This window comes from Pseudochelatococcus sp. B33 (assembly GCF_053570585.1).
The window spans coordinates 105,369-131,181 of record NZ_JBSEFH010000009.1 but is presented as its reverse complement, the minus strand read 5'-3'; the positions used below and the strand labels follow the sequence as shown (position 1 = coordinate 131,181).

The 25,813-nt window shown below is 67.5% G+C and carries 19 protein-coding genes; 5 read left to right on the top strand and 14 right to left on the bottom strand.

All coding sequences use genetic code 11. The features are described 5' to 3' along the window. Positions 1–332: 332 nt before the first annotated feature. The gene (locus ACUSIJ_RS12000; RefSeq protein ID WP_449308705.1) at positions 333–1,028 is read right to left on the bottom strand and encodes an RlmE family RNA methyltransferase; all 696 of its coding nucleotides are present in this window, start codon (positions 1,026–1,028) and stop codon (positions 333–335) included. A 53-nt stretch (positions 1,029–1,081) separates the two neighbouring features. Beyond that, on the bottom strand, positions 1,082–2,362 hold the full coding sequence (locus ACUSIJ_RS11995; RefSeq protein WP_449308624.1) for a Ppx/GppA phosphatase family protein: 1,281 nt from the start codon (positions 2,360–2,362) through the stop codon (positions 1,082–1,084). 477 nt (positions 2,363–2,839) lie between these two features. On the opposite strand from ACUSIJ_RS11995, the gene ACUSIJ_RS11990 reads away from it, so the two are divergent. Genes ACUSIJ_RS11990 through ACUSIJ_RS11980 form a run of 3 tightly spaced genes read left to right on the top strand, consistent with a single transcriptional unit; the run spans position 2,840 to position 10,584 of the window. Continuing rightward, positions 2,840–4,180, top strand: coding sequence for an efflux RND transporter periplasmic adaptor subunit (locus ACUSIJ_RS11990; protein WP_449308623.1), 1,341 nt, complete (start codon positions 2,840–2,842; stop codon positions 4,178–4,180). Between the two features lie 42 nt (positions 4,181–4,222). Further along, entirely contained in the window at positions 4,223–7,345 is a 3,123-nt protein-coding gene (locus tag ACUSIJ_RS11985; RefSeq protein WP_449308622.1) for an MdtB/MuxB family multidrug efflux RND transporter permease subunit, read from the top strand. Then, positions 7,342–10,584, top strand: a complete 3,243-nt coding sequence (locus ACUSIJ_RS11980; protein ID WP_449308621.1) for an efflux RND transporter permease subunit — start codon at positions 7,342–7,344, stop codon at positions 10,582–10,584. Before ACUSIJ_RS11985 ends, ACUSIJ_RS11980 begins: the two co-directional genes overlap by 4 nt. On the opposite strand, the gene ACUSIJ_RS11975 is transcribed toward ACUSIJ_RS11980, so the two are convergent. Both ACUSIJ_RS11975 and ACUSIJ_RS11970 read right to left on the bottom strand, forming a co-directional pair. Continuing rightward, positions 10,566–11,345 (bottom strand): gamma-glutamyl-gamma-aminobutyrate hydrolase family protein, encoded by a 780-nt coding sequence (locus tag ACUSIJ_RS11975; protein WP_449308620.1) that lies wholly within the window; start codon positions 11,343–11,345, stop codon positions 10,566–10,568. The genes ACUSIJ_RS11980 and ACUSIJ_RS11975 overlap by 19 nt on opposite strands. An 11-nt stretch (positions 11,346–11,356) precedes the next feature. Then, the gene (locus tag ACUSIJ_RS11970; RefSeq protein ID WP_449308619.1) at positions 11,357–11,965 is read right to left on the bottom strand and encodes an exopolysaccharide biosynthesis protein; all 609 of its coding nucleotides are present in this window, start codon (positions 11,963–11,965) and stop codon (positions 11,357–11,359) included. 269 nt (positions 11,966–12,234) lie between these two features. Between ACUSIJ_RS11970 and ACUSIJ_RS11965 the strand changes: the two genes are divergently transcribed. After that, entirely contained in the window at positions 12,235–13,422 is a 1,188-nt protein-coding gene (locus ACUSIJ_RS11965; RefSeq protein ID WP_449308618.1) for an O-antigen ligase family protein, read from the top strand. A gap of 58 nt (positions 13,423–13,480) precedes the next feature. Here the strand turns inward: ACUSIJ_RS11965 and rpsD are convergent, their stop codons facing one another. The 7 genes from rpsD to bhcA all read right to left on the bottom strand — a co-directional run bounded on the left by rpsD (position 13,481) and on the right by bhcA (position 20,693). Beyond that, positions 13,481–14,098, bottom strand: a complete 618-nt coding sequence (gene rpsD / locus ACUSIJ_RS11960) for a 30S ribosomal protein S4 (RefSeq protein WP_449308617.1) — start codon at positions 14,096–14,098, stop codon at positions 13,481–13,483. A 176-nt stretch (positions 14,099–14,274) separates the two neighbouring features. Continuing rightward, positions 14,275–15,162 (bottom strand): glutamate racemase, encoded by an 888-nt coding sequence (gene murI / locus ACUSIJ_RS11955; RefSeq protein WP_449308616.1) that lies wholly within the window; start codon positions 15,160–15,162, stop codon positions 14,275–14,277. 36 nt (positions 15,163–15,198) lie between these two features. Beyond that, complete coding sequence (locus tag ACUSIJ_RS11950) at positions 15,199–15,999, bottom strand: RNA methyltransferase (RefSeq protein WP_449308615.1); 801 nt, start codon at positions 15,997–15,999, stop codon at positions 15,199–15,201. A 327-nt stretch (positions 16,000–16,326) separates the two neighbouring features. Then, positions 16,327–17,292 carry an iminosuccinate reductase BhcD gene (gene bhcD / locus ACUSIJ_RS11945; RefSeq protein ID WP_449308614.1) on the bottom strand — a complete coding sequence of 322 codons (966 nt, stop codon included), beginning with the start codon at positions 17,290–17,292 and terminating at the stop codon, positions 16,327–16,329. A gap of 37 nt (positions 17,293–17,329) precedes the next feature. Beyond that, complete coding sequence (bhcC, locus tag ACUSIJ_RS11940; protein WP_449308613.1) at positions 17,330–18,508, bottom strand: 3-hydroxy-D-aspartate aldolase BhcC; 1,179 nt, start codon at positions 18,506–18,508, stop codon at positions 17,330–17,332. Positions 18,509–18,535: 27 nt separating this feature from the next. After that, a complete protein-coding gene (gene bhcB, locus ACUSIJ_RS11935) occupies positions 18,536–19,483 on the bottom strand; it encodes a beta-hydroxyaspartate dehydratase BhcB (RefSeq protein ID WP_449308612.1) in 948 nt (315 codons plus the stop codon). Further along, complete coding sequence (gene bhcA / locus ACUSIJ_RS11930; protein ID WP_449308611.1) at positions 19,461–20,693, bottom strand: L-aspartate--glyoxylate aminotransferase BhcA; 1,233 nt, start codon at positions 20,691–20,693, stop codon at positions 19,461–19,463. Before bhcA ends, bhcB begins: the two co-directional genes overlap by 23 nt. A 205-nt stretch (positions 20,694–20,898) precedes the next feature. On the opposite strand from bhcA, the gene bhcR reads away from it, so the two are divergent. Beyond that, on the top strand, positions 20,899–21,708 hold the full coding sequence (gene bhcR / locus ACUSIJ_RS11925) for an HTH-type transcriptional regulator BhcR (protein ID WP_449308610.1): 810 nt from the start codon (positions 20,899–20,901) through the stop codon (positions 21,706–21,708). 103 nt (positions 21,709–21,811) lie between these two features. Here the strand turns inward: bhcR and glcF are convergent, their stop codons facing one another. Genes glcF through ACUSIJ_RS11910 form a run of 3 tightly spaced genes read right to left on the bottom strand, consistent with a single transcriptional unit; the run spans position 21,812 to position 25,774 of the window. Next, positions 21,812–23,167 (bottom strand): glycolate oxidase subunit GlcF, encoded by a 1,356-nt coding sequence (gene glcF / locus ACUSIJ_RS11920; protein ID WP_449308609.1) that lies wholly within the window; start codon positions 23,165–23,167, stop codon positions 21,812–21,814. A 1-nt stretch (position 23,168) separates the two neighbouring features. Next, positions 23,169–24,326: a glycolate oxidase subunit GlcE gene (gene glcE / locus ACUSIJ_RS11915; RefSeq protein ID WP_449308608.1), complete on the bottom strand. Its 1,158-nt coding sequence runs from the start codon at positions 24,324–24,326 to the stop codon at positions 23,169–23,171. Further along, a complete protein-coding gene (locus ACUSIJ_RS11910; protein WP_449308607.1) occupies positions 24,317–25,774 on the bottom strand; it encodes an FAD-linked oxidase C-terminal domain-containing protein in 1,458 nt (485 codons plus the stop codon). The genes glcE and ACUSIJ_RS11910 overlap by 10 nt, the downstream gene beginning before the upstream one ends. Between the last annotated feature and the right edge of the window lie 39 nt (positions 25,775–25,813).

The window sequence follows — 25,813 nt, the reverse complement described above, 5'->3', positions numbered from 1 at the left end:
GATTCATGCGAATCTGTGCGGACGGGCTTGCCCGTTCCGCTTTTTGGCGTCTGCCGCGCGCGACGCGTCGCGCGGCTGCCTGCCGGTTCGGCCGATCATGGTGTAGTCGGATCGACGTTCATACGAGGTATGTTCCAAGCGCACAGGTTGCGCAACCTAGACTCTTGTCTCAGATGGTTTCAGGAAAAACCGTCTCCCCGGAGCTTGGCAAACGCCGTGATCTTGGCTAATCCTAGCGATTACTGCCATTTTTCGGGATCAGGATTGACCAGGCGCAAAAATTGCCTTGGCGCCGGAATCAGCTTGGCGCCGGAATCGCGGCGCGCCGGTGTTCAGGCGCCGTCGTCCGGCGTCTCGGGCAGGAAGGACCGGCCGCGATAGCCCGTGGCGAGTACGTAGAGTTCCGACGAGTCGCTGCGGCTCGCCGCCGGCTTGACGTGGCGCACCACCGCGAAATCCCGTTTCATGTCGGCAAGCAGCGCGTTCTCCGTGCCGCCCTGCAGCACCTTGGCCAGGAACACGCCGCCGGGCGCCAGCACCTGCCGCGCGAAGTCGAGCGCGGTTTCGGCAAGCCCCATGATCCTGAGGTGATCGGTCTTTTTGTGGCCGGTGGCGTTTGCCGCCATGTCGGAGAGCACGACGTTCGCCGGGCCGCCGAGCAGGTCGATCAGGCGGTCGGGCGCTTCGGGGGCGAGAAAGTCGAGCTGGATGAAATCGACGCCGGGAAGCGGCTCGATCTCCAGCAGATCGATGCCGACCACCCTGCCCTTGCCGGCGGCGACGCCGACCTTGCGGGCCGCCACCTGCGACCAGCCGCCGGGCGCGGCTCCGAGGTCGACGACGCGCTGCCCCGGCTTCAGCAGCCCGAACTTCTCATCGATCTCCAGCAGCTTGAACGCCGCGCGCGAACGGTAACCCTCGCGCTTCGCGCGCGCGACATAGGGGTCGTTCAACTGGCGCTCCAGCCAGCGGGCCGATGCGACAGAGCGCTTGGCGGCCGTCTTCACCCGCACCTTCAGCGACCGCACGCCGTCGCTCGCGGTGCCCTTGCCGGAACCGCCCTTTCCCTTGCCGGCGGCGCTCAACTCGACGGCCTCCTGTTCCACACGTTGTCTTCCTGCATCATGTTGAGCAGGATCCCCTCGCGCAGCCCCCTGTCGGCGACGCGCAGGCGCGGCGCCGGAAAGGCGCGGCGGATGGCCTCCAGGATGGCGCATCCGGCCAGCACCAGATCGGCCCTGTCCGCGCCGATGCAGGGATTCGACACACGCTGCGCATACGAACAACCGGCGAGGAACTCGATCATCTCGGCGACATCGGCGTCGTTCATCCACAGTCCGTCCACCTGCCGCCGGTCGTAGCGGGGCAGATCGAGGTGGACGCCGGCGATCGTGGTGACGGTGCCGGACGTGCCGAGGAGGTGGAAGCCGCGCATGCGCGGCGCATGGTTTGCCTTGCGGGCGAACGAGGCGAGGTGGCGTTCGACCTCGCGCACCATGGCGGCGAATATGTCCCGCGTCACCTCCACGCCGCCGAACCGCTCCGCCAGCGTGACGACCCCGAGCGGCAGCGATTCCCACGCCCTGACGCGATGATCGCCGTTCGCCCGCGGAGCGACCGGCTGGCGCGGGTATCCGCTGCGGTGCGGAACCTGTCCGCCCCCGTGACCGTGGCCATGGCCGTGACGGCGGCGCGCGGTGGTCCAGACGATCTCCGTCGAGCCGCCGCCGATATCGAAAACGATCACGCTTTCCGCGCGCGGATCGGCAAGGCCGGTGCAGCCCGCGACCGCGAGCAGCGCCTCGGTCTTGCGGTCCACGATTTCGAGCGCGAGGCCGGTCTCGCTCGCGACCCTGTCGATGAAATCCTGCCCGTTGACGGCGGCGCGGCAGGCCTCGGTCGCGATGAGACGGGCGCGCCCGACGCGCCGCGCGTCCATCTTGGCGCGGCAGACCTTGAGCGCCTCGATGGCGCGGAAGATGGCGTCGTCGCCGAGGCGGTTGAGGCTGGTCAGGCCCTCGCCCAGCCGGACGATGCGCGAAAATGCGTCAACGACGCGAAAACTGTCGCGCGTCGGCTCCGCCACCAGCAGGCGGCAATTGTTGGTTCCGAGATCGAGCGCCGCATAGGTGCGCGCCCCGCGCGATCCCTCGCGGCCGCCACGGTGCCGATCAGGATGGTGCCGATCAGGGTGATGCCGGTCGGAATGGTGCCGGTCAAAGCGCGGCCCTTGCCCGCGCGATCCCTTCGCATCGGGCACACACGTTTCCGCAATCGCGACCACGCCGCGCCTCTGACACTCATCAGTCAGCTCGACCGTGGTCCCGCTGTAGCTGCAACCAGCTTCATCGTCGACCGTCACGGCCCATGTTCCCATCGGGATGCTCGCGGCGGCGAAACCGCCGATCGCTGCCCGTCTGCGGGGACGATCCCCGCATTGCACGTTGACGCGAGCGTAACAGCTATGCCGCTGCGATGCAAAGCGGGAAGTTGCGCCACTGCCCGGGAGCGGGCAATAGCTTGCCACAATGGTGTGCCAACATGAGCAATGTTTAATCTGGTGACGCCCGAAAAGCCTTGCCTGGGTGGTCCGCATCGGGTCATAGCTTTTGACGTCGGGTGCGCGGACGGGCCATCGGCGGCGATGGCTGCCGGCACCTTAACCGGTTGATCCGCCCAGCTTTACCGGTCGTGCGCGGGATGCGCGCTGCGGTGGGCGAGGCGCATCGGGCCGGGATGACCTTTCGCAGAAGCGCCATCCCGGTCGGTCTATTGTTTATGCATGATTTTCTCCGGAAGGCGGCATCCGCCCGCGGGGATCATGCTCTGGGAGCGGCAGATGCTGTCACCTGCGGGGCCTCGGCAAGACCCGGATCTTGAGGGCGATGACCGCACGGCTACGTCCGGCCGGAAGCGGCCGTGGCTGGTGCGCTTCGTCTGGCTCGTGGTGCTGGCGGCGGCGGTTGCGGCCGTCGTCCTGTACGGGCGGCCCGACCCGTCCACGCAGACCGGGCCGGGCCGGTTCGGCCGCGGCGGTCCGCCGGGGGGCGTGCCGGTGGAGGCCGCCGCCGTCGCGCGGCACGACATGCCGGTGACCCTGCAGGCGCTCGGGACGGTCACGCCGCTTGCGACCGTCACCGCCCGCACCCGCGTCACCGGGCAGCTCACGCGCGTCGTCTTTTCCGAAGGCCAGCATGTCGAGAAGGACTCCCTGCTGGCGGAAGTCGATCCCCGCCCCTACCAGCTTGCGCTCGAACAGGCGAAAAGCCAGCTCGCCCGCGATCAGGCCGAGCTGACGAACGCGCAGATCGACCTCGAAAGGTATCGGTCGCTGGTCCGGCAGAACGCGATCGCCCGCCAGCAGCTCGACACCCAGACGGCGACCGTGCGCCAGCTCGAGGCGACCGTGCGCGCCAGCGCCGCCGCGGTCTCGACGGCGGAGCTCAACCTCGAATACACGCGCACCACCGCGCCCATCAGCGGCCGTGCGGGGCTGCGGCTGGTAGACGAGGGCAACTACGCCCAGGCCGGCGACGCGAACGGCCTCGTCACCATCACCCAGATGAAGCCGATATCGGTGCTGTTCAGCGTGCCGGAGGACCAGTTGCCGCCGATCAACCGGCGGCTCGCGGCGGGCCAGACGCTACCCGTGACCCTCTACGACCGCAACCGCGTGCACAAGCTCGCCGAGGGGCGGCTTGCGACCATCGACAACCAGATCGACATGAGCACGGGCACGATCCGCCTGCGCGCCATCTTCGACAACGACGACGAAAGTCTGTTCCCGAACCAGTTCGTGAACGTGGAGCTGTTGGTCGACACGATCGAGGACGCGGTGACGATCCCCGCCTCCGCCCGCCTCACCGGTGCGCCGGGCACCTATGCCTGGCTCGTCGATCCGGAGAGCAAGACCGTCAGCATCCGTCCGATCACCACCGGTTACGCCACCTCCGACACGGTGACGGTCGTGGACGGCCTCGCGCCCGGCGATCTCGTGGTGACGGACGGCTCCGACCGCCTGCGTGACGGCATGCAGGTCGCGCTGCCGGGCGATCGCCCCGTCGTGTCGGAAACGACGCCGCCGCAGGGAGACCAGCAGCGGCCGCGCCGAGCGCCGCAGGGGAACGCGCCGGGGAACGGCCCTTCGGGCCAGCGCCCGCCGCCCGGCGTCGCGCCGTGAGCCCCGTGGAGGCGGCGACGTCGCGGCCATGAAGAGGCGACCATGAACATCTCGCGCCCTTTCATCCTGCGGCCGGTGGCGACCACCCTGATGATGGTGGCGCTGCTCATCGTCGGCATCGTCTCGTTCCGCCAACTGCCGCTCGCCGCGCTGCCGGAGGTCGACTACCCCACCATCCAAGTGCAGACCTTCTATCCCGGCGCTTCGCCGGAGGTGATGGTCTCCGCCGTCACCGCGCCGCTGGAGCGCCAGCTCGGCCAGATGCCGGGGCTCAGGCAGATGTCCTCCACGAGCGCGGCGGGCGCGTCCGTCGTCACGTTGCAGTTCGATCTCGATCTCGGCCTCGACGTCGCCGGCCAGCAGGTGCAGGCGGCCATCAACGCGGCCGGCAACCTCCTGCCCTCCGATCTTCCCGCGCCGCCGATCTTTGCCAAGGTCAACCCCGCCGACGCGCCGGTGATGACGCTTGCCATCACCTCCGCCACCCTGCCGCTGACGCAGGTGCAGGACATGGTCGACACGCGGCTGGCGCAGAAGATCTCGCAGGTCTCGGGCGTGGGCCTGGTGACGCTCGCCGGCGGCCAGCGGCCGGCCGTGCGCGTGCGCGCCAATACGCTGGCGCTCGCCGCCTACGGCCTCAACATCGACGATCTGCGCTCGACCATCGGCAATGCCAACGTCAACACGCCGAAGGGTAATTTCGACGGTCCCAAAAGAGCTTATTCCGTTCAGTCAAACGATCAGTTGAGGAATATAGACGATTTCCGCGCCGTCGTCGTCGCCTACCGGAACGGAGCGCCCGTGCGCCTGTCCGATGTCGCGGAGGTGATCGAGGGCGCGGAGAACGACCGTCTCGGCGCGTGGGCCGACGGCGTGCCCGCGATCCTCGTCAACATCCGTCGCCAGCCGGGGGCGAACGTCATCGACGTGGTCGACAACATCCGCGCGCTGCTGCCTTCGCTCACCCAGACGCTGCCCGCCTCCGTCGACGTGGCGGTGATGTCGGACCGCACCGAGACCATCCGCGCCTCGGTGCACGACGTGCAGGTGGAGCTGATGACGGCGATCGGCCTCGTGGTGCTCGTCATCTTCCTGTTCCTGCGCAATATTCCGGCAACGATCATCCCGAGCCTGTCCGTGCCGCTGTCGCTCGTCGGCACGTTCGCGGTGATGTATCTCGCCGGTTTCAGCCTCAACAACCTGTCGCTGATGGCGCTGACCATCGCCACCGGCTTCGTCGTCGACGACGCCATCGTGATGATCGAGAACATCGCCCGCTATCTGGAGAAGGGCGAGACGCCGCTCAACGCCGCGCTGAAGGGCGCGCGGCAGATCGGCTTCACCATCGTCTCGCTGACTTTCTCGCTCATCGCGGTGCTGATCCCGCTGCTGTTCATGGCCGATGTGGTGGGGCGGCTGTTTCGCGAGTTCGCCGTCACGCTGGCCGTCACCATCCTCATTTCCGGCGTGGTCTCGCTGACACTGGTGCCGATGCTGTGCGCGAAGATCCTGCGCCGGGTCAGCCACCGGCAGCGGGAGCGGCGCGGCTGGTTCGACGGGCTCATCGCCGTCTACGGCCGGGTGCTCAATGTCGTGCTCGATCACGGCTGGCTGACGCTCATTGTCGCCGCCGGCACGCTGGCGCTGACGGTGTGGCTCTATATCGTCGTGCCGAAGGGCTTCTTCCCGGTGCAGGACACCGGCCTGATCCAGGGCGTGTCCGAGGCCGAACAATCGATTTCGTTCGCCGGCATGGCCGAAAGGCAGCAACGACTTTCCGATATCATCCTGAAACACGAGGATGTTGCCGGCGTTACCTCATATATCGGTGTAGATGGCACAAACCTCACGCTCAACACCGGCCGGTTCCAGATCGAGCTGAAGCCGCGCAGCGAGCGCACCCGTTCCGCCGCCGCGATCGCGCGCGAGATTACTGCCGCCGCGGCGTCGGTGCCCGGCATCGGCCTGTTCCTGCAGCCGGTGCAGGATCTCACCACCGACTCCACCTTCAGCCGCACCCAATACCAGTTCGTGCTCGACGACGCGGACCCCGAGGTGCTCTCCGCATGGGTGCCGCGCATGGTGGAGGCGCTCTCCGCCCTGCCGCAGCTTGCGGACGTGACGAGCAACCTGCTGGAGCGCGGGCTCGCCGCGCAGGTCTCCATCGACCGCGACACGGCGGCGCGCTACGGCATTACCTCGGCGACCGTCGACAACGCGCTCTATTCAGCCTTCGGGCAGCGGATCGTCTCCACCATCTTCACGCAGGCGAACCAGTACCGCGTCATCCTCGAGGCGGATCCCGCCATGCGGTTCAGGCCCGAGTCGCTGCGCGACATCTACCTGCCGTCGGCGGGCGGCGGGCAGGTGCCGCTGTCGGCCATCGCGACCGTCACCGAGCGGCTGGCGCCGCTGCAGATCAACCACCGCAGCCAGTTCCCCACCGCGACCATCTCGTTCAATCTCGCGCCGGGCGTGGCGCTGGGCGAGGCGGTGGAGGTCATCCGCGCGACCGCCGCCAGCATGGGCCTGCCGGCGAGCGTCACGACCTCGTTTCAGGGCGCGGCGCTCGCCTTCGAGGCGGCGATCGTCAGCCAGGTGCTGCTGCTCATCGCCTCGGTCATGGCGATGTATATCGTGCTCGGCGTGCTCTACGAGAGCTACATCCATCCGTTGACGATCCTCTCGACGCTGCCCTCGGCGGGGCTTGGCGCGCTGCTGGCGCTCATCTGGCTGGAGCGGGAACTCGACATCATCGGCATCATCGGCATCGTGCTGCTGATCGGCATCGTCAAGAAGAACGCCATCATGATGATCGACTTCGCGCTCGATGCCGAGCGCAGCCGCGGCCTGTCGGCGCGCGATGCGATCTTCGAGGCATGCCTGCTGCGCTTCCGCCCCATCCTGATGACGACCTTCGCGGCCCTGTTCTCCGGCCTGCCGCTGATGCTCGGCGAGGGCGCGGGTTCGGAGCTGCGCCAGCCGCTCGGCATCACCATCGTGGGCGGCCTCATCGTCAGCCAGGTGCTGACGCTGTTCACGACGCCGGTCATCTATCTCGCCTTCGACCGGCTGGCGCGGACGTTCGGCGGCGGCCGGCAGGACCTGTGGGAGCCGGATGAGGAGGATCCGGACGACCCCGCGCCGGAGAGGGCCTTGCCGTGAACATCTCCGCGCCCTTCATCCGCCGGCCGGTGGCGACGACGCTGCTCACCATCGGGCTGGCGCTCGCTGGCATGCTGGCCTATTTCCGCCTGCCCGTCGCACCCCTGCCGCAGGTCGATTTCCCCACCATCATGGTGTCGGCCTCCATGGCCGGCGCGAGCCCCGAGATCATGGCCACCAGCGTGGCGACGCCGCTGGAGCGGCATCTGGGGCAGATCGCCGGCATCACCGAGATCACCTCGTCGAGCCAGCAGGGTTCGACACGCATCGTGTTGCAGTTCGGGCTCGACCGCGACATCGACGGCGCGGCGCGCGACGTGGAGGCCGCGCTGTCGGCGGCGCGCGCGGACATGCCCGCCGCCATGCGCTCCAACCCCACCTATCGCAAGGCGAACCCCGCCGATGCGCCGGTCATGCTCATCGCGCTGACCTCGAAGACGCTCGGCCTCGGCCAGCTCTACGACACGGCCTCGACGGTGCTGTCGCAAAAGCTGTCGCAGGTGAAGGGCATCGGCCAGGTCAGCATCAGCGGCAGCTCCCTGCCCGCGGTGCGGGTGGACATCAACCCCACCGCCCTCTTCCACCACGGCATCGGGCTCGAGGATGTCCGTGCCGCGCTCACCGCCGCCAACGCCAACAGCCCCAAGGGCATGATCGAATACGGCGCGAGGCGCTGGCAGATCTACACCAACGAGCCCTACCGGCTCGCCGAGCACTACAGGCCGCTGATCATCGCGTGGCGCAACGACGCGCCGGTGCGCCTCGCGGACGTCGCGACGGTCACCGATTCCGTCGAGGACGTGCGCAACCGCGCCCTGTTCAACGGCGAGCCCGCCGTGCTGCTGACGCTGTCGCGCATGCCGGGCGCGAACATCATCGAGACGGTGGATGCGGTGAAGGCGCTGCTGCCGCAGTTGCGGGCGAGCGTGCCGGCGGGCGTCGATCTCACCATCGCGCTCGACCGCACCACCACCATCCGCGCCTCCATGGTGGATGTGCAGTTCACGCTTCTGGCCTCGATCGCGCTCGTCATCCTCGTCGTCTATCTTTTCCTGCGCGACTGGCGGGCCACGCTCATCCCGGCCGTCGCGGTGCCGGTGTCGCTCATCGTCAGTTTCGGCGCGATGTACTGGCTGGGCTACAGCCTCAACAACTTCTCGCTGATGGCGCTGATCATCGCCACCGGCTTCGTGGTGGACGACGCCATCGTCGTGCTGGAAAACACCATGCGCCACGTCGAAGCGGGTATGGGCCGCGTGAAGGCAGCGCTCCTCGGGGCGCAGGAGGTCGGCTTCACCGTGCTGTCCATGAGCGTGTCGCTCGTGGCCGTGTTCATCCCGCTGCTGCTGATGGGCGGGCTGCCGGGACGCATGTTCCGCGAGTTCGCCGTGGTGCTGACGGTGACGATCCTCGTCTCGCTCGTCGTCTCGCTGACCACGACGCCGATGATGTGCGCGCGCCTCCTGCGCCGCGGCCACGCGCAGAGGGAGCCGTCGCGCGGCCGCCGGGCCGTGCTCGGGTTTTACGAGCGGACGCTGCGCATCACGCTGCGCCATCCCTGGCTCGTCGTGCTCACGCTCCTGGTAACGGTGGCGCTCAACGTGCATCTCTTCACGGTCGTGCCCAAGGGCCTGCTGCCGCAGCAGGACACGGGCGCGCTGATCGGCGGCGTGCGGGCCGATCAGAGCACCTCGTTCCTCAATCTGCGCGACAAGATCGTGGAGTTCGAGCGCATCATACGCGCCGACCCGGCGGTGGAGAACGTCGTCGTCTCCACGGGCGGGCGCGCCAATTCGGCCTTTCTCCACGTCACGCTCAAGCCGCTCAGTGAGCGCGGCATCTCGGCGGGCCGCGTTATCGACCGCCTGCGGCCGCAATTCGCCGCCGTCGAGGGCGCCTCCACCTTCATGTTTCCGGTGCAGGACCTGCGTGTGGGCGGGCGCGAGAGCAGCTCGCAATATCAGTTCACCCTGCGCGGCGACGATCTCGCCGCCCTGCGCGAGTGGACGCCGAAGGTTGCGCAGGCGATGCGGCTGGAACCGATCCTGACCGACATCGATTCGGACCGCGAGGAATCCGGCCTGCAGGTGAACCTCGCCGTCGACCGCGATGCGGTGGCGCGCTTCGGGCTGAGCATGAGCCAGATCAACGGCGCGCTCTACGACGCGTTCGGCCAGCGGGCGGTGTCCACCATCTACGACCGGCTCAACCAGTACAGCGTCATCATGGGGCTCGCGCCGGAATATCTGGAGCATCCCGAATCGCTCGCCGCCGTCTATGTCAGCGCACGCGGCGGCACGATCAGCGCCACGCAGCTGAGCGGCGCGCTCACCGGCACCGTCTCGACCGGCGCCGACACCACCACCACCGCCGCGGACATCGCCAACGACCCGGTGCGCAACCAGCGCCTCAACCAGATCGCGGTCACCGGCCGCACCCAGGCGTCGACGGGCTCGGCCGTGAGCACGGCGATGCGCGACATGATCCCGCTCTCGGTGGTGGCGAGCCATGCCTTCGGCACCACGCCGCTATCCGTGCAGCATCAGGGCCTGTTCGCCGCCTCGACCATTTCCTTCAACCTCACGGAAGGCGCGGAGCTGAGCGACGCCGTCGCCGCGATCAACCGCATCACGGCCGAACTCAACGTGCCGCGCTCGCTCCACGGCACCTTCGAGGGCACGGCCCGCACCTTCCAGCAGGCGAGCGATTCCATGCCGTGGCTGATCGCTGCCGCGCTGCTGACCATCTATATCGTGCTCGGCATGCTCTACGAGAGCTACATCCACCCGCTGACGATCCTCTCCACCCTGCCCTCGGCCGGGATCGGCGCGATGCTGGCGCTGATATTCACCGGCATGGCGTTCAGCCTGGTGGCGCTGATCGGCCTCTTCCTGCTGATCGGCATCGTCAAGAAGAACGCCATCATGATGATCGACTTCGCCATCGACGCCGAGCGCAACCGGAACCTGTCGCCGGAAGAGGCGATCATCGAGGCGTGCCTGCTGCGCTTCCGCCCCATCATGATGACGACGTTCGCCGCCATTCTGGGGGCGGTGCCGCTCGCCATCGGCTTCGGCGAGGGCGCGGAGATGCGCCAGCCGCTCGGCGTCGCCATCGTCGGCGGGCTTGTGCTCAGCCAGTTGCTGACGCTCTACACCACGCCGGCGGTCTACCTGCTGTTCGACCGCCTGCAGCAGCGCCTGCAGGGCGTGCGCGCCCGTCAGCGGTTCGCCGCGTAAGCCCGCGCCGCCGCGCCGAACGCAGCGAACAGCGCCGACGACAGCGGATCGGACCACGGACGCCATTCCGGATGCCACTGCACCGCGAGCGCGAAGCCGCCCCGCGCCCGCGCCGCCTCGACATGGAACGCCTCGACGAGGCCATCGGGCGCGCGCGCCTCGACGGCGAGGCCGGGCGCGAGGCTGTCGATACCCTGGTGGTGGAGAGAGTTGACCGGCGCGCGCGTTTCTCCGAAGAGCCCGTGCAGGATGCCGCCCTCGACGAGCTCGACCTCGTGAGCGGTCGCATACTGCGCCTCGACATCGCCGTCGGGCTCGCGGTGATCGTCGTAGCCGTCGACGGCGTGGACGTGCTGATGCAGCGTGCCGCCCAGGGCGACGTTCATCTCCTGAAAGCCCCGGCAGACGCCGAGCAGCGGCAGCCCGCGCTCCACGGCGGCGCGCACGAGCGGCAGCGAGAGGTCGTCGCGGCTGTGATCGAGCAGGTCGGCGGCGAAATCGAGCCCGCGGCCGTACACCGCCGGATCGACGTTCGAGGGGCTCCCCGGCAGGAACACGCCGTCGACGGCCCGCAGCAGGCGTTCGAGATCGGGCGGCAGCACCGGTTCGCCGGCGTCGGTGGCGGAAAGCCGGCCCGGCAGGATGACCACCTGCGCGTCGGCGCCGCGCGCCACGGCGTAGAGGTATTTTTCCTGCACCCTGTGCCAGACGTGCTTGTGGCTCGGCTTGACGTCAGCAACGACGCCGATCAGCGGACGCATGACCAACTCCTTCAAAATACAGCCGTCAGGCCGGTGACGAGGGCCAGGATGAAGCTTGCGCTCAGGCTCACGCCCACGGCGCCGACGGCGAGCCCGCTGAGCACCACGAGGCCGTCGCGCTCCACGAGGCCGAGGCCGATGAGACAGACCGCGATACCAGGCGGAATCTGGCCGACGACCGGCGCTGCCGTCAACAGGCTGAGCGCCACCAGCAGGAACCCCACGCCGAGCAGGCGGAAACGCAGCGGTGTGCCGAAGAACACCAGGCGCTGGCGCGACCATTGTTCGAGACGCCGCACGTAGGGCAAGGCGCGATGGACCGCACGCGCGGCGTCGGCGCGCGACACCGATTTGTCGAGCAGGCGGCGCGGCACCCACGGCGTGCTGCGCCCGAAAACGATCTGCAGCGCCAGGCTGACCAGCAGGAAGCCGCATATCATGGGAATCGGCGGCGGCATCGGCAGGCAGTTGGGCAGCCCCAGCAGCACGATCAGCACGCCGAACGTCTGCGGGCCCAGAACCTGCATGATCTCGCCGAGCGTCAAACGTTCGCCGTCGCCTTCCGCGAGCGCGAGCAGGATGGAAGAGGTGCGAGAACCAGTCCGGGACAGGATGAACACCCGCGCTGCAAGGAGACGACGAAACGGTCGGGAACCGGGAAGACGCAAATGCATAGACCATGGCGCGGCGCCGGCCAAGAGCTATCGGCAATCAAGAGCGATCGACAGTTAAGAGCGGTCGACAGCCGAATGGCGATCGACGATCAACACATGGACAATCAACACGTGGACAATCAACACATGGATGAGATCGCCCCGGCGGAGTGCGGCCGGCGATGGCGATCTGTGATATGGCGGTTGGGCCGATTCCATCAGCCGTCAGAGACCGCATGTCCGCCAGCACCATCCATTCCCGCCGCCTCGATCACGCTGCGCTGGCGCTGCTCGCCGTCCTGCCGGTCGTCATGGCGTTCGCCAACCGCTCGGCGGCGGGCGTGGTGGTCGTCGCCGGCGCGCTGGCGCTGGCCGCGCGCCTCGTAGAGGGGCGCGGGCTGCGCGATCTGCTGCCCGAGGCCGGCCCGGCGCTCTTCGCCGCGCTCGCCTTCATCGGCTGGGCGATGGCGTCGCTCACGTGGAGTCACGCCCCTGCGACGTCGCTGTTCGTGATGGCCGAGGCGGGCCTGCCCTTCATCGGCGGCACGCTGCTGCTCTCCGCCCTGCCCCGCCGCCTCGCGCCATGGGCGGTGCGGACCGCGGCGTTGTCGTTTGCGGCGGCCTGCCTCGTCATCATCGTCGAGCTGGCGCTGGGGCTAGCCTCGCGCCAGGCGCTCGGCCTCAGGGCGGAGACCTTCATTTTCAACCGCCCGGTGATGACGCTGCTGATGCTGTTCTTCCCGCTCGCCATCCATATGGCGCGCCTTCGCTGGCGGGCATGGGCGGTGATGCTGGGCGCACTGCTGATCCTCACCATCGAGAGCGCCACCTCGGGCGCGGCCATGCTCGGGCTGCTGCTGGCGCTGCCGGCCTTCCTCCTGGCCCTGTGGAGCCGGCGTCTGGGCATCGTCCTGGCGTCCGTGACGCTGGCGGGCAGCCTGCTCGTCGCGCCCGTGAAGGGCGATATCCTCGGTGCGCTGATGCCCGCCTGGCTGCTGGAGCGGCTGGAATCGGTCCACGCCGCTGACCGCATCGAGATCTGGCAGGATTTCGCCGCCGTCGTCCACCAGCGCCCCGTGACGGGGGCGGGGTTCGGCACCAGCGCGAAGATGGCCGAAGCGCCCTTCGCGGCCGATATCCCGCCGCAGCGCGGCCGCCTGCTCGCCGCCGGCCATCCACATGACGGGTTTTTGCAGATCTGGGCAGAGCTTGGCATCGTGGGCGCGCTGCTCGCGGCGCTCAACGGCTACTTCGTTCTCCGCGCCATCGCCGGCCGCGACGATCATATGCTGGCGGCAGGGGTGGCGAGCACGGTCGCGGCCGCGGCGGTGGTGAGCGTCTTCCACGGCGCATGGCAGGGCTGGTGGATCGGCGCGCTGATGGCGACCGCCGTCTGGTGCAGCCGCGACACCGAAACCGCATGACCCCAAACGAAAAGGCCGCCCTTGCGGGCGGCCTGCCACAATCGTTCCGGCAACCGGGTCAGCGCGAGTAGAACTCGACGACCAGATGCGGCTCCTGGTGCACCGGATAGGGCACGTCGCTGAGGTTCGGCACGCGCACGAGACGGGCGGTGAGCTTGTTGTGGTCGACGTCGACATACTCCGGCACGTCGCGCTCGCCCAGCGAAATGGCTTCCAGCACGATGGTGAGCTGGCGCGAGGATTCCTTGACCTCGATCAGGTCGCCCGGACGGACGAGGTAGCTCGGGATGTTGACCCGGCGGCCGTTGACCTTGACGTGGCCGTGGTTGACGAACTGGCGCGCTGCGAACACGGTCGGCACGAACTTGGCGCGGTAGACGACCGCATCGAGGCGGCGCTCCAGCAGGCCGATCAGGTTCTCGCCCGTGTCGCCGCGAAGCCGCGAAGCCTCGACATAGTAGCGGTGGAACTGCTTCTCGGAAATGTTGCCGTAGTAGCCCTTCAGCTTCTGCTTGGCGCGAAGCTGGGTGCCGAAGTCCGACAGCTTGCCCTTGCGGCGCTGGCCGTGCTGGCCGGGGCCGTACTCACGGCGGTTGACGGGACTCTTCGGGCGGCCCCAGATGTTTTCGCCCAGACGGCGGTCGATCTTGTACTTGGCCGAAATTCTCTTCGACATTCGCGTGTCCTCTCAAACAGGCTCGACAATGAGGAACGCGCCCTCCTCTTCCCCCACGAGGGAGACGACAGGCCGGCCCGTTCATCGGAACGGACGGGCCACGGGAGCGCAAAACGCCAGCGCGAGCCGTCAAGGCCCGCGCAGGTGGTGCTTCCTATCGCCGTTTGCGGCGGATGTCAAACGCCTGTCACATCGGAGAGCCGATTTTCCGCCGGCAGCTCCTCGTGCTCGTCGGTATCCTCGCGCTCATCGACATGGAGCCCGCGCAGGGCCAGCGCCCGCTTCAAGGGCGCGGGCACGGGCTTGCCCGCGGTGAACAGCGCCGTCGCCCGGCCGGCCGGCCGGGCATCCGCCGGCATCCCGCCGATGAGCTGCACCATCCGCCGCGCGATGGCCGGCGCGGGGTCGATCCACGTCACCGGCCAGGGCGCGAGCCGGATGAGGCGGTCGAGCAGCAGCGGGTAGTGCGTGCAGGCGAGCACCACCATGTCCGTGCGCGCGCCGCCGCGCTCGATGAACACCGGCGCGATCTCGTCGCGCAGCGTCGCGTCGTCAACGGGCTCGCCGGCGAGCTCCCGTTCGGCGAAACCCGCAAGCCGCGTCGAGCCGACGAGGTGCACGTTGCACGAATCAGCGAACTTGCGGATGAGGTCGTGCGTGTAGTCGCGCGCCACCGTGCCGGGGGTCGCCAGCACGGTGACCTCGCCACTCGCCGTCTGCTCGGCGGCGGGCTTGATCGCCGGCACCGTGCCGACGAAGGGAATCGCGAAGCGCGCTCTCAGCGCCGGCAGCACGAGCGTGGATGCGGTATTGCAGGCGATGACGACGATATCCGGCGACAGGCGCCCGACGAGCCCCGCGATGAGATCCACGACCCGCGCCAGCAGCGCGTCGGCCTCCATGCCGCCATAGGGAAAGCCCGCGTCGTCCGCCACATAGACGAAGCGCGCGTCCGGACGCGCCTTGCGCAGCTCGGAATAGACGGTCAGCCCGCCGACGCCCGAATCGAATACCAGCACGCGCGGGGCATCGGTCGTGTCTGTCGATGCACGGTCAGCGGTCATTCCGGACTGCTCCTCACCTGCCAATCCGGCGCAACTCTAGTCCTTATCCGTTAACGGATCATCCTTTTTCGCCGGCCCCACCGGCCCGCGCCGCAGGGCGCCGGCCGCGCCGCGCAGGGTCTTCACGTCCTGCTCGGTCATGGAGAGGCGCAGCAGGATGTCGCGCAGATTGCGGATCATGGCCGGTTTCTTCTCCACGGCGGGGAAGAAGCCGCAGGCGTCGAGCTCGTCCTCGAGCCAGGTGAAGAACGACACCAGCGCCTCGCGCTTCGCCGGCGGGGAGCGCTCCTCCAGGTTGAACGGCAGCTGCCCGTGCGCCTGCTTGAACCATTCGTAGCCGACGAGCAGCACTGCCTGCGCGAGATTGAGCGAGGCATTGGCGGGATCGACCGGAAAGGTGATGATCGCGTCGGCGAGCGCGACCTCGTCGTTGTCGAGGCCGGTTCGCTCGCGCCCGAACAGGATGCCGACCTTCTCGCCGCCCGCGATTCGCCCGCGCACCTGCCCGATGGCGGCGTCGGCGTCGAAGACGCGCTTCATCTGTCCGCGTTCGCGCGCCGTGGTGGCGTAGACGGCGTTGAGGTCCGCCACCGCCGCGAGAAGATCGGGATAAACCCGCGCCCGCTCCAGCACGTGCGCGGCGTTGGCGGCGGTCACCGTGGCGCGCTCGTTGGGCCAGCCGTCGCGCGGGTTGACGATGCGCATGTCGGACAGGCCGAAGTTCGCCATCGCGCGGGCGGCCATGCCGATGTTCTCGCCCATCTGCGGCTCGACGAGGATGATCTGCGGCCCGCCCGTCATGGGCGTAAGGCTATGGTTGGTTCCGGCGCCGGTCATGCGGATTCTTTCGACAGAACAAAATCGGGTAGAGGCTTTTAGAGCAAATTGGATTGAACCTGAATCGCTATTTTGCTCTATCCATTTGTTAACGCATCAAATTTTTCCAGAAAGTGCGCACACTTTTGGGTTTGATGCTATAGTGCGCTTGCCCCCGGATGGAAACACCCGATCATCCATAGTCCGCCTGAATTGAAACTGCACGCGTTCGAAAGGTCGCGGCCGCCCGCCATCGGCTTCGTCACGCAGCCGGGCGCTCCTGACGCCTGGCGGCGTTCTTGTCGTCCGCGGCCGCGACCTTTCTCCTGCCCTCCCCCCCTCTCAGTTCTAGAAATCCACCTCGATGGCCACGCCCTTCGAAACCGCGAGATCGACGGCGGCGGAGGCCACGGCGAGGTCCTGAAGGCCCACGCCGGTGCCGTCGAACAGGGTGATCTCCTCGGCGTCGAGGCGGCCCGGATGGTCACCATTGATGACGGCGCCGATCTCGACGATGTCGCCCGCGGCGATCAGACCCCGCTCGACGGCATGCTGGGATTCACCGATCGTCACCGCCTGCGCGATCTCATCCGTGAACACGGCAGCGGCGGCAACAAGCTCGGCCTCGACTTCCTGCTTGCCCCTGGTATCCGTTCCCATGCAGGCGAGGTGCGTTCCCGGCCGCACCTGCGCGGCCTTGAGGATCGGCGCGAACGACGAGGTGATGGTGATGATCACGTCCGCCTCCGCCCCGAGCCGGTCGGGATCAACCGCCTCGAACGGAAGACCCCTTTCCCGCGCCACCGCTTCGAGGCGGCCCAGCATCTCGGGATGCAGGTTCCACCCCACGATCCTGTCGAACGGCCGCTGGTCGAGCGCGGCCCGGAGCTGGAACGTCGATTGATGGCCGGCCCCGATGATCCCGAGCACCCGGGAATCCGGGCGCGCCAGATACTTGATCGAAATGGCCGAGGCGGCGGCCGTCCGCAGCGCGGTCAGCAGGTTGCCGCCGACCGCGGCGCGGCACCGGCCCGTGTCCGCGTCGAACAGGAACACCGTCGACTGATGGTTCGTCAGGCCCCGCTCACCATTGTGCGGCCAGAAGCCTCCGGACTTGAGGCCGAGAGCCAGGCTTTCGCGGTCGAAGCCCGACTTGAACCCGTAGAGGGCGTCGGCGTGGCCGATGGCCTCCCGGATGACGGGGAAGTTGTAGGCCGACTTCTTCGCCATGGAGGCAAAGACCCGCTCGACCGCGGCGAGGGAATCGGCCGCCGAAATGAGACCTGCAATCTCGCGTTCGGGAACGATGATCATTGATTTGCCTCCGGTTCGGGGGAGCGACCCCGGCCTTTCAGTATCCCTTGCCGCGGGCCGAGACCGGCCACAGCGTCTCGACCTTGCCGTTGCGGACGCCGACATACCAGTCGTGGACGTTGCAGGTCGGATCGCAATGGCCCGTCACCAGACGCAGCTTCTCGTTGATCTTGAGGACACCCTGCGGATCCTCGACCACGCCGTGCTCGTCGCTGCACTTGATGTATTTCACGTCGTCGCGGCCGTAGATGAAGGGCAGTCCCGAATCCACCGACTGTGCCTTGAGACCCGCGTCGACCACCGCAAGGTGCGGCTTGGCGTGGCTCATGACCGAGGTCAGGATGAAGAGAGAATTCTCCCACTCCCCGTGATCGATGCGGTTGCCATCCTTGTCCAGGATGCGGCCGTAGTCGCCGTCCATGAAGGCATAGGAGCCGCATTGCAATTCGTTGTAGACGCCCGAATTGCTTTCGAAATAATACGATCCCGTGCCGCCGCCCGAGACGATCTCGGGCTTCAGCCCCTCGGCCTTCAGCGCCTCGACGGCCTCCTTCACCTGGGCGATCGCGGCATCCAGCTTGGCCTTGCGGTCCTCGTAGCGATCGAGGTGCTGCATCGCGCCCTGATAGGCCTGCAACCCCTTGAAGACCAGATTGGACGCCGCTGCCGCCGCGCGGGCGATGTCGAGGACGTCTGCCGTGGTCTTCACGCCGCAGCGCCCGGCGCCGCAATCGATCTCGACGAAGACGCCAAGCTCGGTGCCGTGCTTCTGCGCCGCAGCCGAGAGATCGGCGATGTTGCTCACGTCATCGACGCAGACGATGACGCTCGCGCCGTAATTCGGCAGCCGTGCCAGACGGTCGATCTTGGCCGGATCGCGCACCTCGTTGGTGACCAGAATATCCTTGATGCCGGCGCGGGCGAAAACCTCGGCCTCCGACACTTTCTGGCAGCAGACGCCGATGGCACCGCCCAGTTCCATCTGCAGCTTCAGCACATCGACGGATTTATGCATCTTGCCATGGGCGCGGTGGCGCATGTCGTGCGCCCGGGCGTAGTCGCCCAGCTTCCTGATGTTGCGCTCCAGCGCGTCCAGATCGAGAATCAGACAGGGCGTCTGGATATCGGCTTCGTCCATGCCCGGCAGGGCGGGCACGTCGTAACCGACTTCGAGGCCGGCAAGGTTCTCGGGCAAATTCTTCGCGGGCAGGTTCATCGTTCCTCTCCTCAGTTCCAAAAGCGCTCAGTTCCATGGCAATTTGTCGAGGTCGACATTGCCGCCGGTGACGATCACGCCGACGCGCTTGCCGGCGAAAACCTCCGGATGCTTCAGGATCGTCGCCAGCGGGACGGCGCTCGAGGGTTCCATGACGATTTTCAGGCGCTTCCAGATCAGCTTCATCGCGTCGACGATCTCCTGCTCGGAAGCGGTGTGGATGTCGGTGACGTAATGGCTGACGAAGTGCCACGTCAGTTCCTTCAGCGGCACCTTGAGCCCGTCCGCGACTGTGTCCGGTGCGTCGTCGGCAATGATGTAGCCGGCCTTGAAGCTGCGGTAGGCGTCGTCGGCCTGTTCGGGCTCGGCCGCGTAGATCTTCACATGCGGCGCGAGGTTCGAGAGCGTCAGGCAGGTGCCCGACACCATCCCGCCGCCGCCGATCGGCGCGACGACGGCGTCGAGCCCCTCGACCTGCTCGATCAGTTCCGCCGAGCAGGTCGCCTGCCCCGCGATCACGCGGTGGTCGTTATAGGGATGAACGAACTCGGCCCCCGTCTCCTTGACGACCTCGGCAAAGACCGCCTCGCGGCTCGAGGTCGAGGGCTCGCATTCCACCACGCGCCCGCCGTAGCCGCGGACCGCGTCCTTCTTCGCCTGCGGCGCGGTGCGCGGCATCACGACGGTGCAGGGAATGCCCCGCTGCCCCGCGGCATAGGACAGACACGTGCCGTGGTTGCCGCTCGAATGGGTCGCAACCCCCTTGGCGGCCTGCTCCTCCGACAGCCCGAAAACCGCGTTCGAGGCGCCACGCGCCTTGAAGGCCCCGGCCTTCTGCAGGTTCTCGCACTTGAAGAACAGTTCGGCCCCGGTCAGCTCGTTCAGCATGCACGAGGTCAGAACCGGCGTGCGGTGCACATGCGGCGCGATCCGCTCGCGCGCCGCCAACATATCATGAAGCGTTGGAATATACATGGATGCGTCCTTCTTCACGCGGCCTTCTCCTGCGTGCCGCCAGGGCTCCGCTCTTACGGTAATGCTCTTGCGCGGCAGCTGCGCCCGAGCCCAACTTCACCGGCAGGCCCAGATCGGCCATGACCATCTCGGCGGTCACAATGCCCGACAGTGCCATCACGTCGGTCAGGCTGCCGAGATGGCCGATACGGAAGACCTTGCCGGCAACATCGCCAAGTCCGGTGCCGAATGCGACGCCGTAGGCGTTCAGCGCGTGGGCGACGATCTTGTTGGCATCGAAGCCCTCGGGCACGCGGATGGCGGTGACCGTGTCCGAGTATAGCTCGGGCCGGACGGCGCAGAACCCCAGCCCCCACGCCGCCACAGCCTGGCGGATGCCCTCCGCGATGCGGTAGTGCCGGGCGAAGACGTTCTCCAGGCCTTCTTCGAGCAGCATTTCCGTGGCGAGTTTCAGCCCGTTCAGCAGGCCGACCGGCGGCGTATAGGGATAGCCGTTGTTGAGGTAACCCTTCGCCATGTCGCGCATGTCGAAGAACGTCCGCGGCAGCGTCGCGGTCTCGATCGCCTCGATCGCCCTGGGCGAGACGCCCACGATCGCCAGACCCGGCGGCAGCATGAAGCCCTTCTGCGAACCGGCAACGGCGACATCGACGCCCCATTCGTCCATGCGGAAATCCATTGAGCCGATGGAACTGACGCCATCGACGAACAGCAGCGCCGGATGGCCGGCGGCGTTCAGCGCGCGGCGGACGGCGGCGATGTCGGAGCGCACGCCGGTTGCGGTCTCGTTATGAGTGGCCAGAACGACCTTGATCCGATGCGCCTTGTCGGCGGTCAGGATTTCCTCAAAACGGTCGGCGGGGACGCCGTCGCCCCAGTTCTGGGGCACGATGGTGACATCGAGGCCATGGCGCTGGCACATGTCGATCCAGCGGTGGCTGAACATGCCGTTGCGCGTGGCGAGAATCTTGTCACCGGGCGACAGCGTATTGGTGATCGCCGCTTCCCACCCGCCGGTGCCGGTCGAGGGGAAGACGAAAACCCGCGCCCGCGTCGTCTTCAGCACCTTCTTCACGCCCTCCAGGGCGGGGTGCAGGATCTTGCCGAAAAGCGGGCTGCGGTGGTCGATGGTGGGCATGTCCACCGCCTTGCGCAGCACCTCGGGAATATTCGTCGGACCGGGAATGAAGATCGGATTCTGGCTGCTCATGGGCGGCTCCTCTGGGCGCTCCTCCTTGCGTGAAATGCTAACTAGCACAGGGCGCCCATCCGGTAAATTTTTTTGAAATATTTTTTCATTGCAACGCATATATGATGATAATCATTTTATATCAAAGTCCTATAATTTTTCATTGTACGCAAGCGAATTTCATGGCCATATTTTTATCTGGAATCAGCGGTTGTGAGGTGTCTCGATGCAACAGCCCGCCCGCCGCCGGGGGCGGCCGAAGGGGATGCTGTCCGCGCAGCCGGCATCGACCATTCAGGCCCTCGACCGGGCGCTCGATGTCCTGGAGGCGCTGGCAGCCCATGGAGGCGTCACGCTGACCGAGCTGGCCGTCCATCTCGGGCAATCGGCGGCGACGATGCATCGCGTCCTGGCGACGCTGGAGCAGCGACAGTACGTCGAAAGCGATCCCGAACGCCAGGAATGGTTCATCGGCCCGGAGGCGTTCAGGCTGGGCTCGGCCTTCCTGCGGCGCACGAACATCGTCGAGCGGAGCCGCTCGGTCATGAGAGAGCTCATGGTCAGAACGGGCGAGACGTCCAATCTCGGAATCGAGCGCGACGGCGATGTCCTGTTCGTCAGCCAGGTGGAGACCCACGAGACGATCCGGGCCTTCTTTCCGCCGGGCACGAGAGCGCCCCTGCATGCCTCCGGTATCGGCAAGGCCCTGTTGAGTGCCTTCGAGGATGAGCGGCTCGAAGCGTTCATCCGGACAGCCAGGTTCGACCGCTTCACGGACAAGACGATCACGACGGCGGAGCGACTGCGCGAGGACATCCGGACGACGCGGCAGCGCGGCTATTCCCTTGACGACGAGGAGCGCACCGTCGGCATGCGCTGCGTCGCGGCGTCGATCCTGAACAGCCATGGCGAGGCGGTGGCGGGCATCTCCATCTCGGGTCCGACAATCAGGATGCCCGACACGCGGATCCGCGAGATCGGCCGCTGGGTGACCGACGCCGCGAGCGCGGTATCCAACCGCCTGGGGGCGCGATAGAGCGAAATCTGAATCGCCATTTTGCTCTCTCTTTGTTTGTGCATCAAATTTATCCAAAGAACGGTGCCCATTTTTGGTTTGATGCAATTGCGGCACCGCCGCCCTATGGATTGCCGACCGCCTGCGCTGCACGCGCGGCCGGCAGGCTCCCCGTTGCATGAGCGGCGGCGAGGTTCCGAAGGCTCGGCGGCCGCGGACCTCCGGTAGCCCAGTCCAGCAGCTCGACGGTATGGGCGACCGGAATGCCGGTGCCAGAACCGATCTGCATCATGCAGCCGATGTTGCCGGCGCTGATGACCTGCGGACGGGTCGCCTCGATCGTGGCGACCTTGCGGCTCTTCAGTTCGGAGGAGATCGCGGGCTGCATGAGATTGTAGGTGCCGGCCGAGCCGCAGCACAGGTGGCTGTCCTTCGGCTCGATGACCTGAAAGCCCGCCGCCTTGAGCAGGTCCTTCGGCGCGGCGCGGATCTGCTGGCCGTGCTGCAGCGAACAGGCGGCGTGATAGGCCACGCGCAGGGGTTCGGCGTGGGATGCGTCGTTGAGCCCGAGATCGCTCATCACTTCCGTGATGTCCTTGGCCAGCGCGGCCACCCGCGCGGCGTCCTCGGCAATGGATTCGTTGCGGAACATATGGCCGTAGTCCTTGACCGTGGTGCCGCAGCCGGACGTGTTGATGACCACCGCGTCGAGCCCCTCGCCTTCCATCTCCGCCACCAGCGCGCGGATGTTCGCCGCCGCCATCGCGTGGCTCTCGCGGGTCTTGCCCATGTGGTGCGTCAGGGCCCCGCAACAGCCGATGCCCCGGGGGATGACGACCTCGCAGCCGTGCCGCCGCAGCAGCCTGATGGTGGCGTCGTTGATGTCGGTGTTGAGGGCGCGCTGGGCGCAGCCCGTCAGTAGCGCGACGCGCTTGCGCCGCCCGTTCTCGGCCGGAAAGCATTGTGGCCGGTCGTTGGCGCTGGGAGCCGGAATGCGCGCCGGCGCCATCTCCAGCATGGCCCGGAGCCGGGCATCGGGAAGAAACCTGCGAAAGGGCTTCGCAAGCTTCGCGCCGATCAATGCCAGACGGAAGCGGCCCGGATAGGGCAGGATCCGCGCCAGCAGCCAGCGCAGCGCCCGCTCGTCCCAGCGGCGCCGGTAGTGCTGCTCGATATACTCGCGCGCGTGGTCCACGAGGTGCATGTAGTGCACGCCCGAGGGGCAGGTGGTCATGCAGCTCAGGCAGCTCAGGCAGCGGTCGATATGCCCGACCGTCTTCCTGTCGGGAATCCGGCTGTTCTCCAGCATGTCCTTGATGAGGTAGATCCGGCCGCGCGGGCTGTCGAGCTCGTCGCCCAGCACCTTGTATGTCGGGCACGTCGCGGTGCAGAAGCCGCAATGAACGCAGGAGCGCAGGATCTCGTTCGAGCGCCTCGTCGCCGGATCGGCGAGCTGTTCTTCGGTAAAGGTCGTCTGCATCTCATGTACCCATCAGGCCCGGATTGAGGATGCCGGCGGGGTCGAACGTCCGGCGCAGGGCGGCCGAAAGATCGGCGACCGTCTTCGGCTCGGGCGGAAAGACGACGTCCGCCGACAAGCCGCCGCGGCGGACCAGCATGGCGTGGCCCGCCCCCGCCGCCCGGCGCACGGCAGGGGCGTCCGCATCGCCGGCGTACCAGATCAGGCCGCCGCCCCAGTCCAGCGACGCCTCGCCGCCGAGCCGTTCCAGCGCGGCCACGACCGCCGGCGCATCGGTCGGCTTGACGAGGATGCGCCAGACCGCCCCAGCCGCGCCCGCGAAGTGCTGGAGGTCGCGCAACCCGCGCCACAGGACCCGGCTTTCGGCGTCGCCCACGATATCGATCTCGCGGTCCCGGAACAGCGCCGTGAGGCGTTCGCGGCGATAGTCGACCTGCGGCGAGAGCCCCTCGATCCGCAGCCAGGCGGTTCCGGCACGAAACGCCGCGCCCGAGACCTCGAACGGCGTTCCGAGCGCCGCCGCAAAAATCGCCACCGCCTCCGCCACGGAGACACCGGGAAAGGCCAGGGACTGCTGGCTTTCCGCTCCGGGCAGCGTCTTGAGCGCCACCTCCGTCAGGACGCCCAGCGTGCCATACGAGCCGCAGAGCAGCTTGCCGAGATCGAGCCCGGTGACGTTCTTCATCACCCGGCCGCCGTTCTTGATGATGCGGCCCTTGCCGTCGACGAAGCGGACGCCGAGCAGGTGGTCGCGGCATGCGCCGGCCTGCACGCGGCGCGGGCCGGACACATTCGCCGCCACCATGCCGCCGATCGTCGGGATGCCGTTCGCGCCGAGCAGGACACGGTGGTCCATGGGCTCGAAGGCCAGCACCTGACCTTCGGTAGCGAGCGCCGCTTCTATCGTCTCGATCGGCGTGCCGGCCCGCGCGATCAGCGTCAGTTCCCCGGGCTCATAGGTCACGATGCCGCTCAGTTCCCGCGTGGTCAGCAGGCTGTCGGCATCGACCGCGCCCGCCTGGATGCGCGTCTCGCCGCCGGCGATCTGGAGCGGGCGCGCCTTCACGTGACTGTCCGCGACGAACGCGGCCAGTTCCGCCTCGTCGCGGGGCGCATTGAAGGCGGGTCCGTCTTTTGTGTCGTTTGCTTTCATGAGCATCTGGCCGCCTCTTCTCTGTGAGGCTGACTGGCCTCGAGCGGAAAGACCTTGGCCGGGTTCAGCAGCCAGCCCGGATCGAACACGCCCTTGACCTCCATCTGGATGGCCATGTCGTCGGGCGCGAACTGCTTCGTCATCAGGTCGCGTTTCTCGATGCCGACGCCGTGCTCGCCCGTGAGGCAGCCGCCGACATCGACGCACAGCCGAAGAATATCCGCCCCGAAGGCCTCCGCTCTTTCGAGATCGCCCGGCTTGTTGGCGTCGAACAGGATCAGGGGATGCATGTTGCCGTCCCCCGCATGGAAGACGTTGGCCACCTCCAACCCGTATTCCCTGGAAAGCTCGCCGATCCGCCTCAGCGTATGGGGCAGCTTCGAGACCGGCACGGTGCCGTCGAGGCACAGATAATCGCCAAGCCGCCCCATGGCCCCGAAGGCGGACTTGCGCCCCTTCCATATCGCCAGCGACTCGTCCGCGTTGCGGCTGCTGCGGAACTCCACGGGATGGAGCTCCTCCGCGATGGTGCGTATGCGCGCGATCTGATGCCCGATCTCGTCCTCCGAGCCTTCCACCTCGACGATCAGCACCGCCGCGCAGTGGGGATAGCCCGCCTTGGCGAAGCTCTCGACGGCGCGAAGGCACACGTCGTCCATGTATTCGATCGCCACCGGCAGCAGGCCGGAGCGGATGATGCGCGCCACGCATTCGCCCGCCGTCTCGGCGTTGTCGAAGCCGATCAGCATGGGCCGCGCGCCCTCGGGCTTGGGAAGGATCCGCAGCGTCGCTTCGGTGACGATGGCGAGTTGCCCCTCCGATCCGCATATCAGACCGAGGATGTCGAGGCCCGGCGCGCCGAGCAGCGGCCCGCCCAGCTCCACGATCTCGCCCGTGGGCAGCACCATGCGGACGCCGAGAAGATTGTTGGTCGTGACGCCGTATTTGAGGCAATGCGCCCCGCCGGAGTTCATCCCGATATTGCCGGCGATCGTGCAGGCGAGCTGCGAGGACGGGTCGGGCGCGTAGAAGAACCCTTCCGCCTCAAGCTCCGCGCTTACGGAAAGATTGGTGACGCCCGTCTGCACGCGAATGAAGCGGTTGGCCGTGTCGACCTCCAGAATGTCGCGCAGACGCATGGTGCCGATCACCACGCTGTCGGCGGTCGGCAGGGCCCCGCCGGCAAGCGACGTGCCCGCGCCGCGTGGAACGACCGGCACACGCAACTCGTGGCATATGCGCATGGCTGCGGCGACCTCCTCCGTCGTGCGCGGCAGCACCACGGCGAGCGGCGGGCATCTGTAGGCGGTGAGCGCATCGCACTCGTAGGCCCGCGTTTCCTCCGGATCGGAGATGATCGTCTCCGGCGCAAGCGCGGCGGCGAGGGCGGCGACGATCTCGGGTTTCCGCGCGAGAATTCCCGCATCGGGCTTTGGCATCGCTATGGTAGACATCGATCCGGGCTCCTCATGGCTGAATCGCTTTGGCGAGGG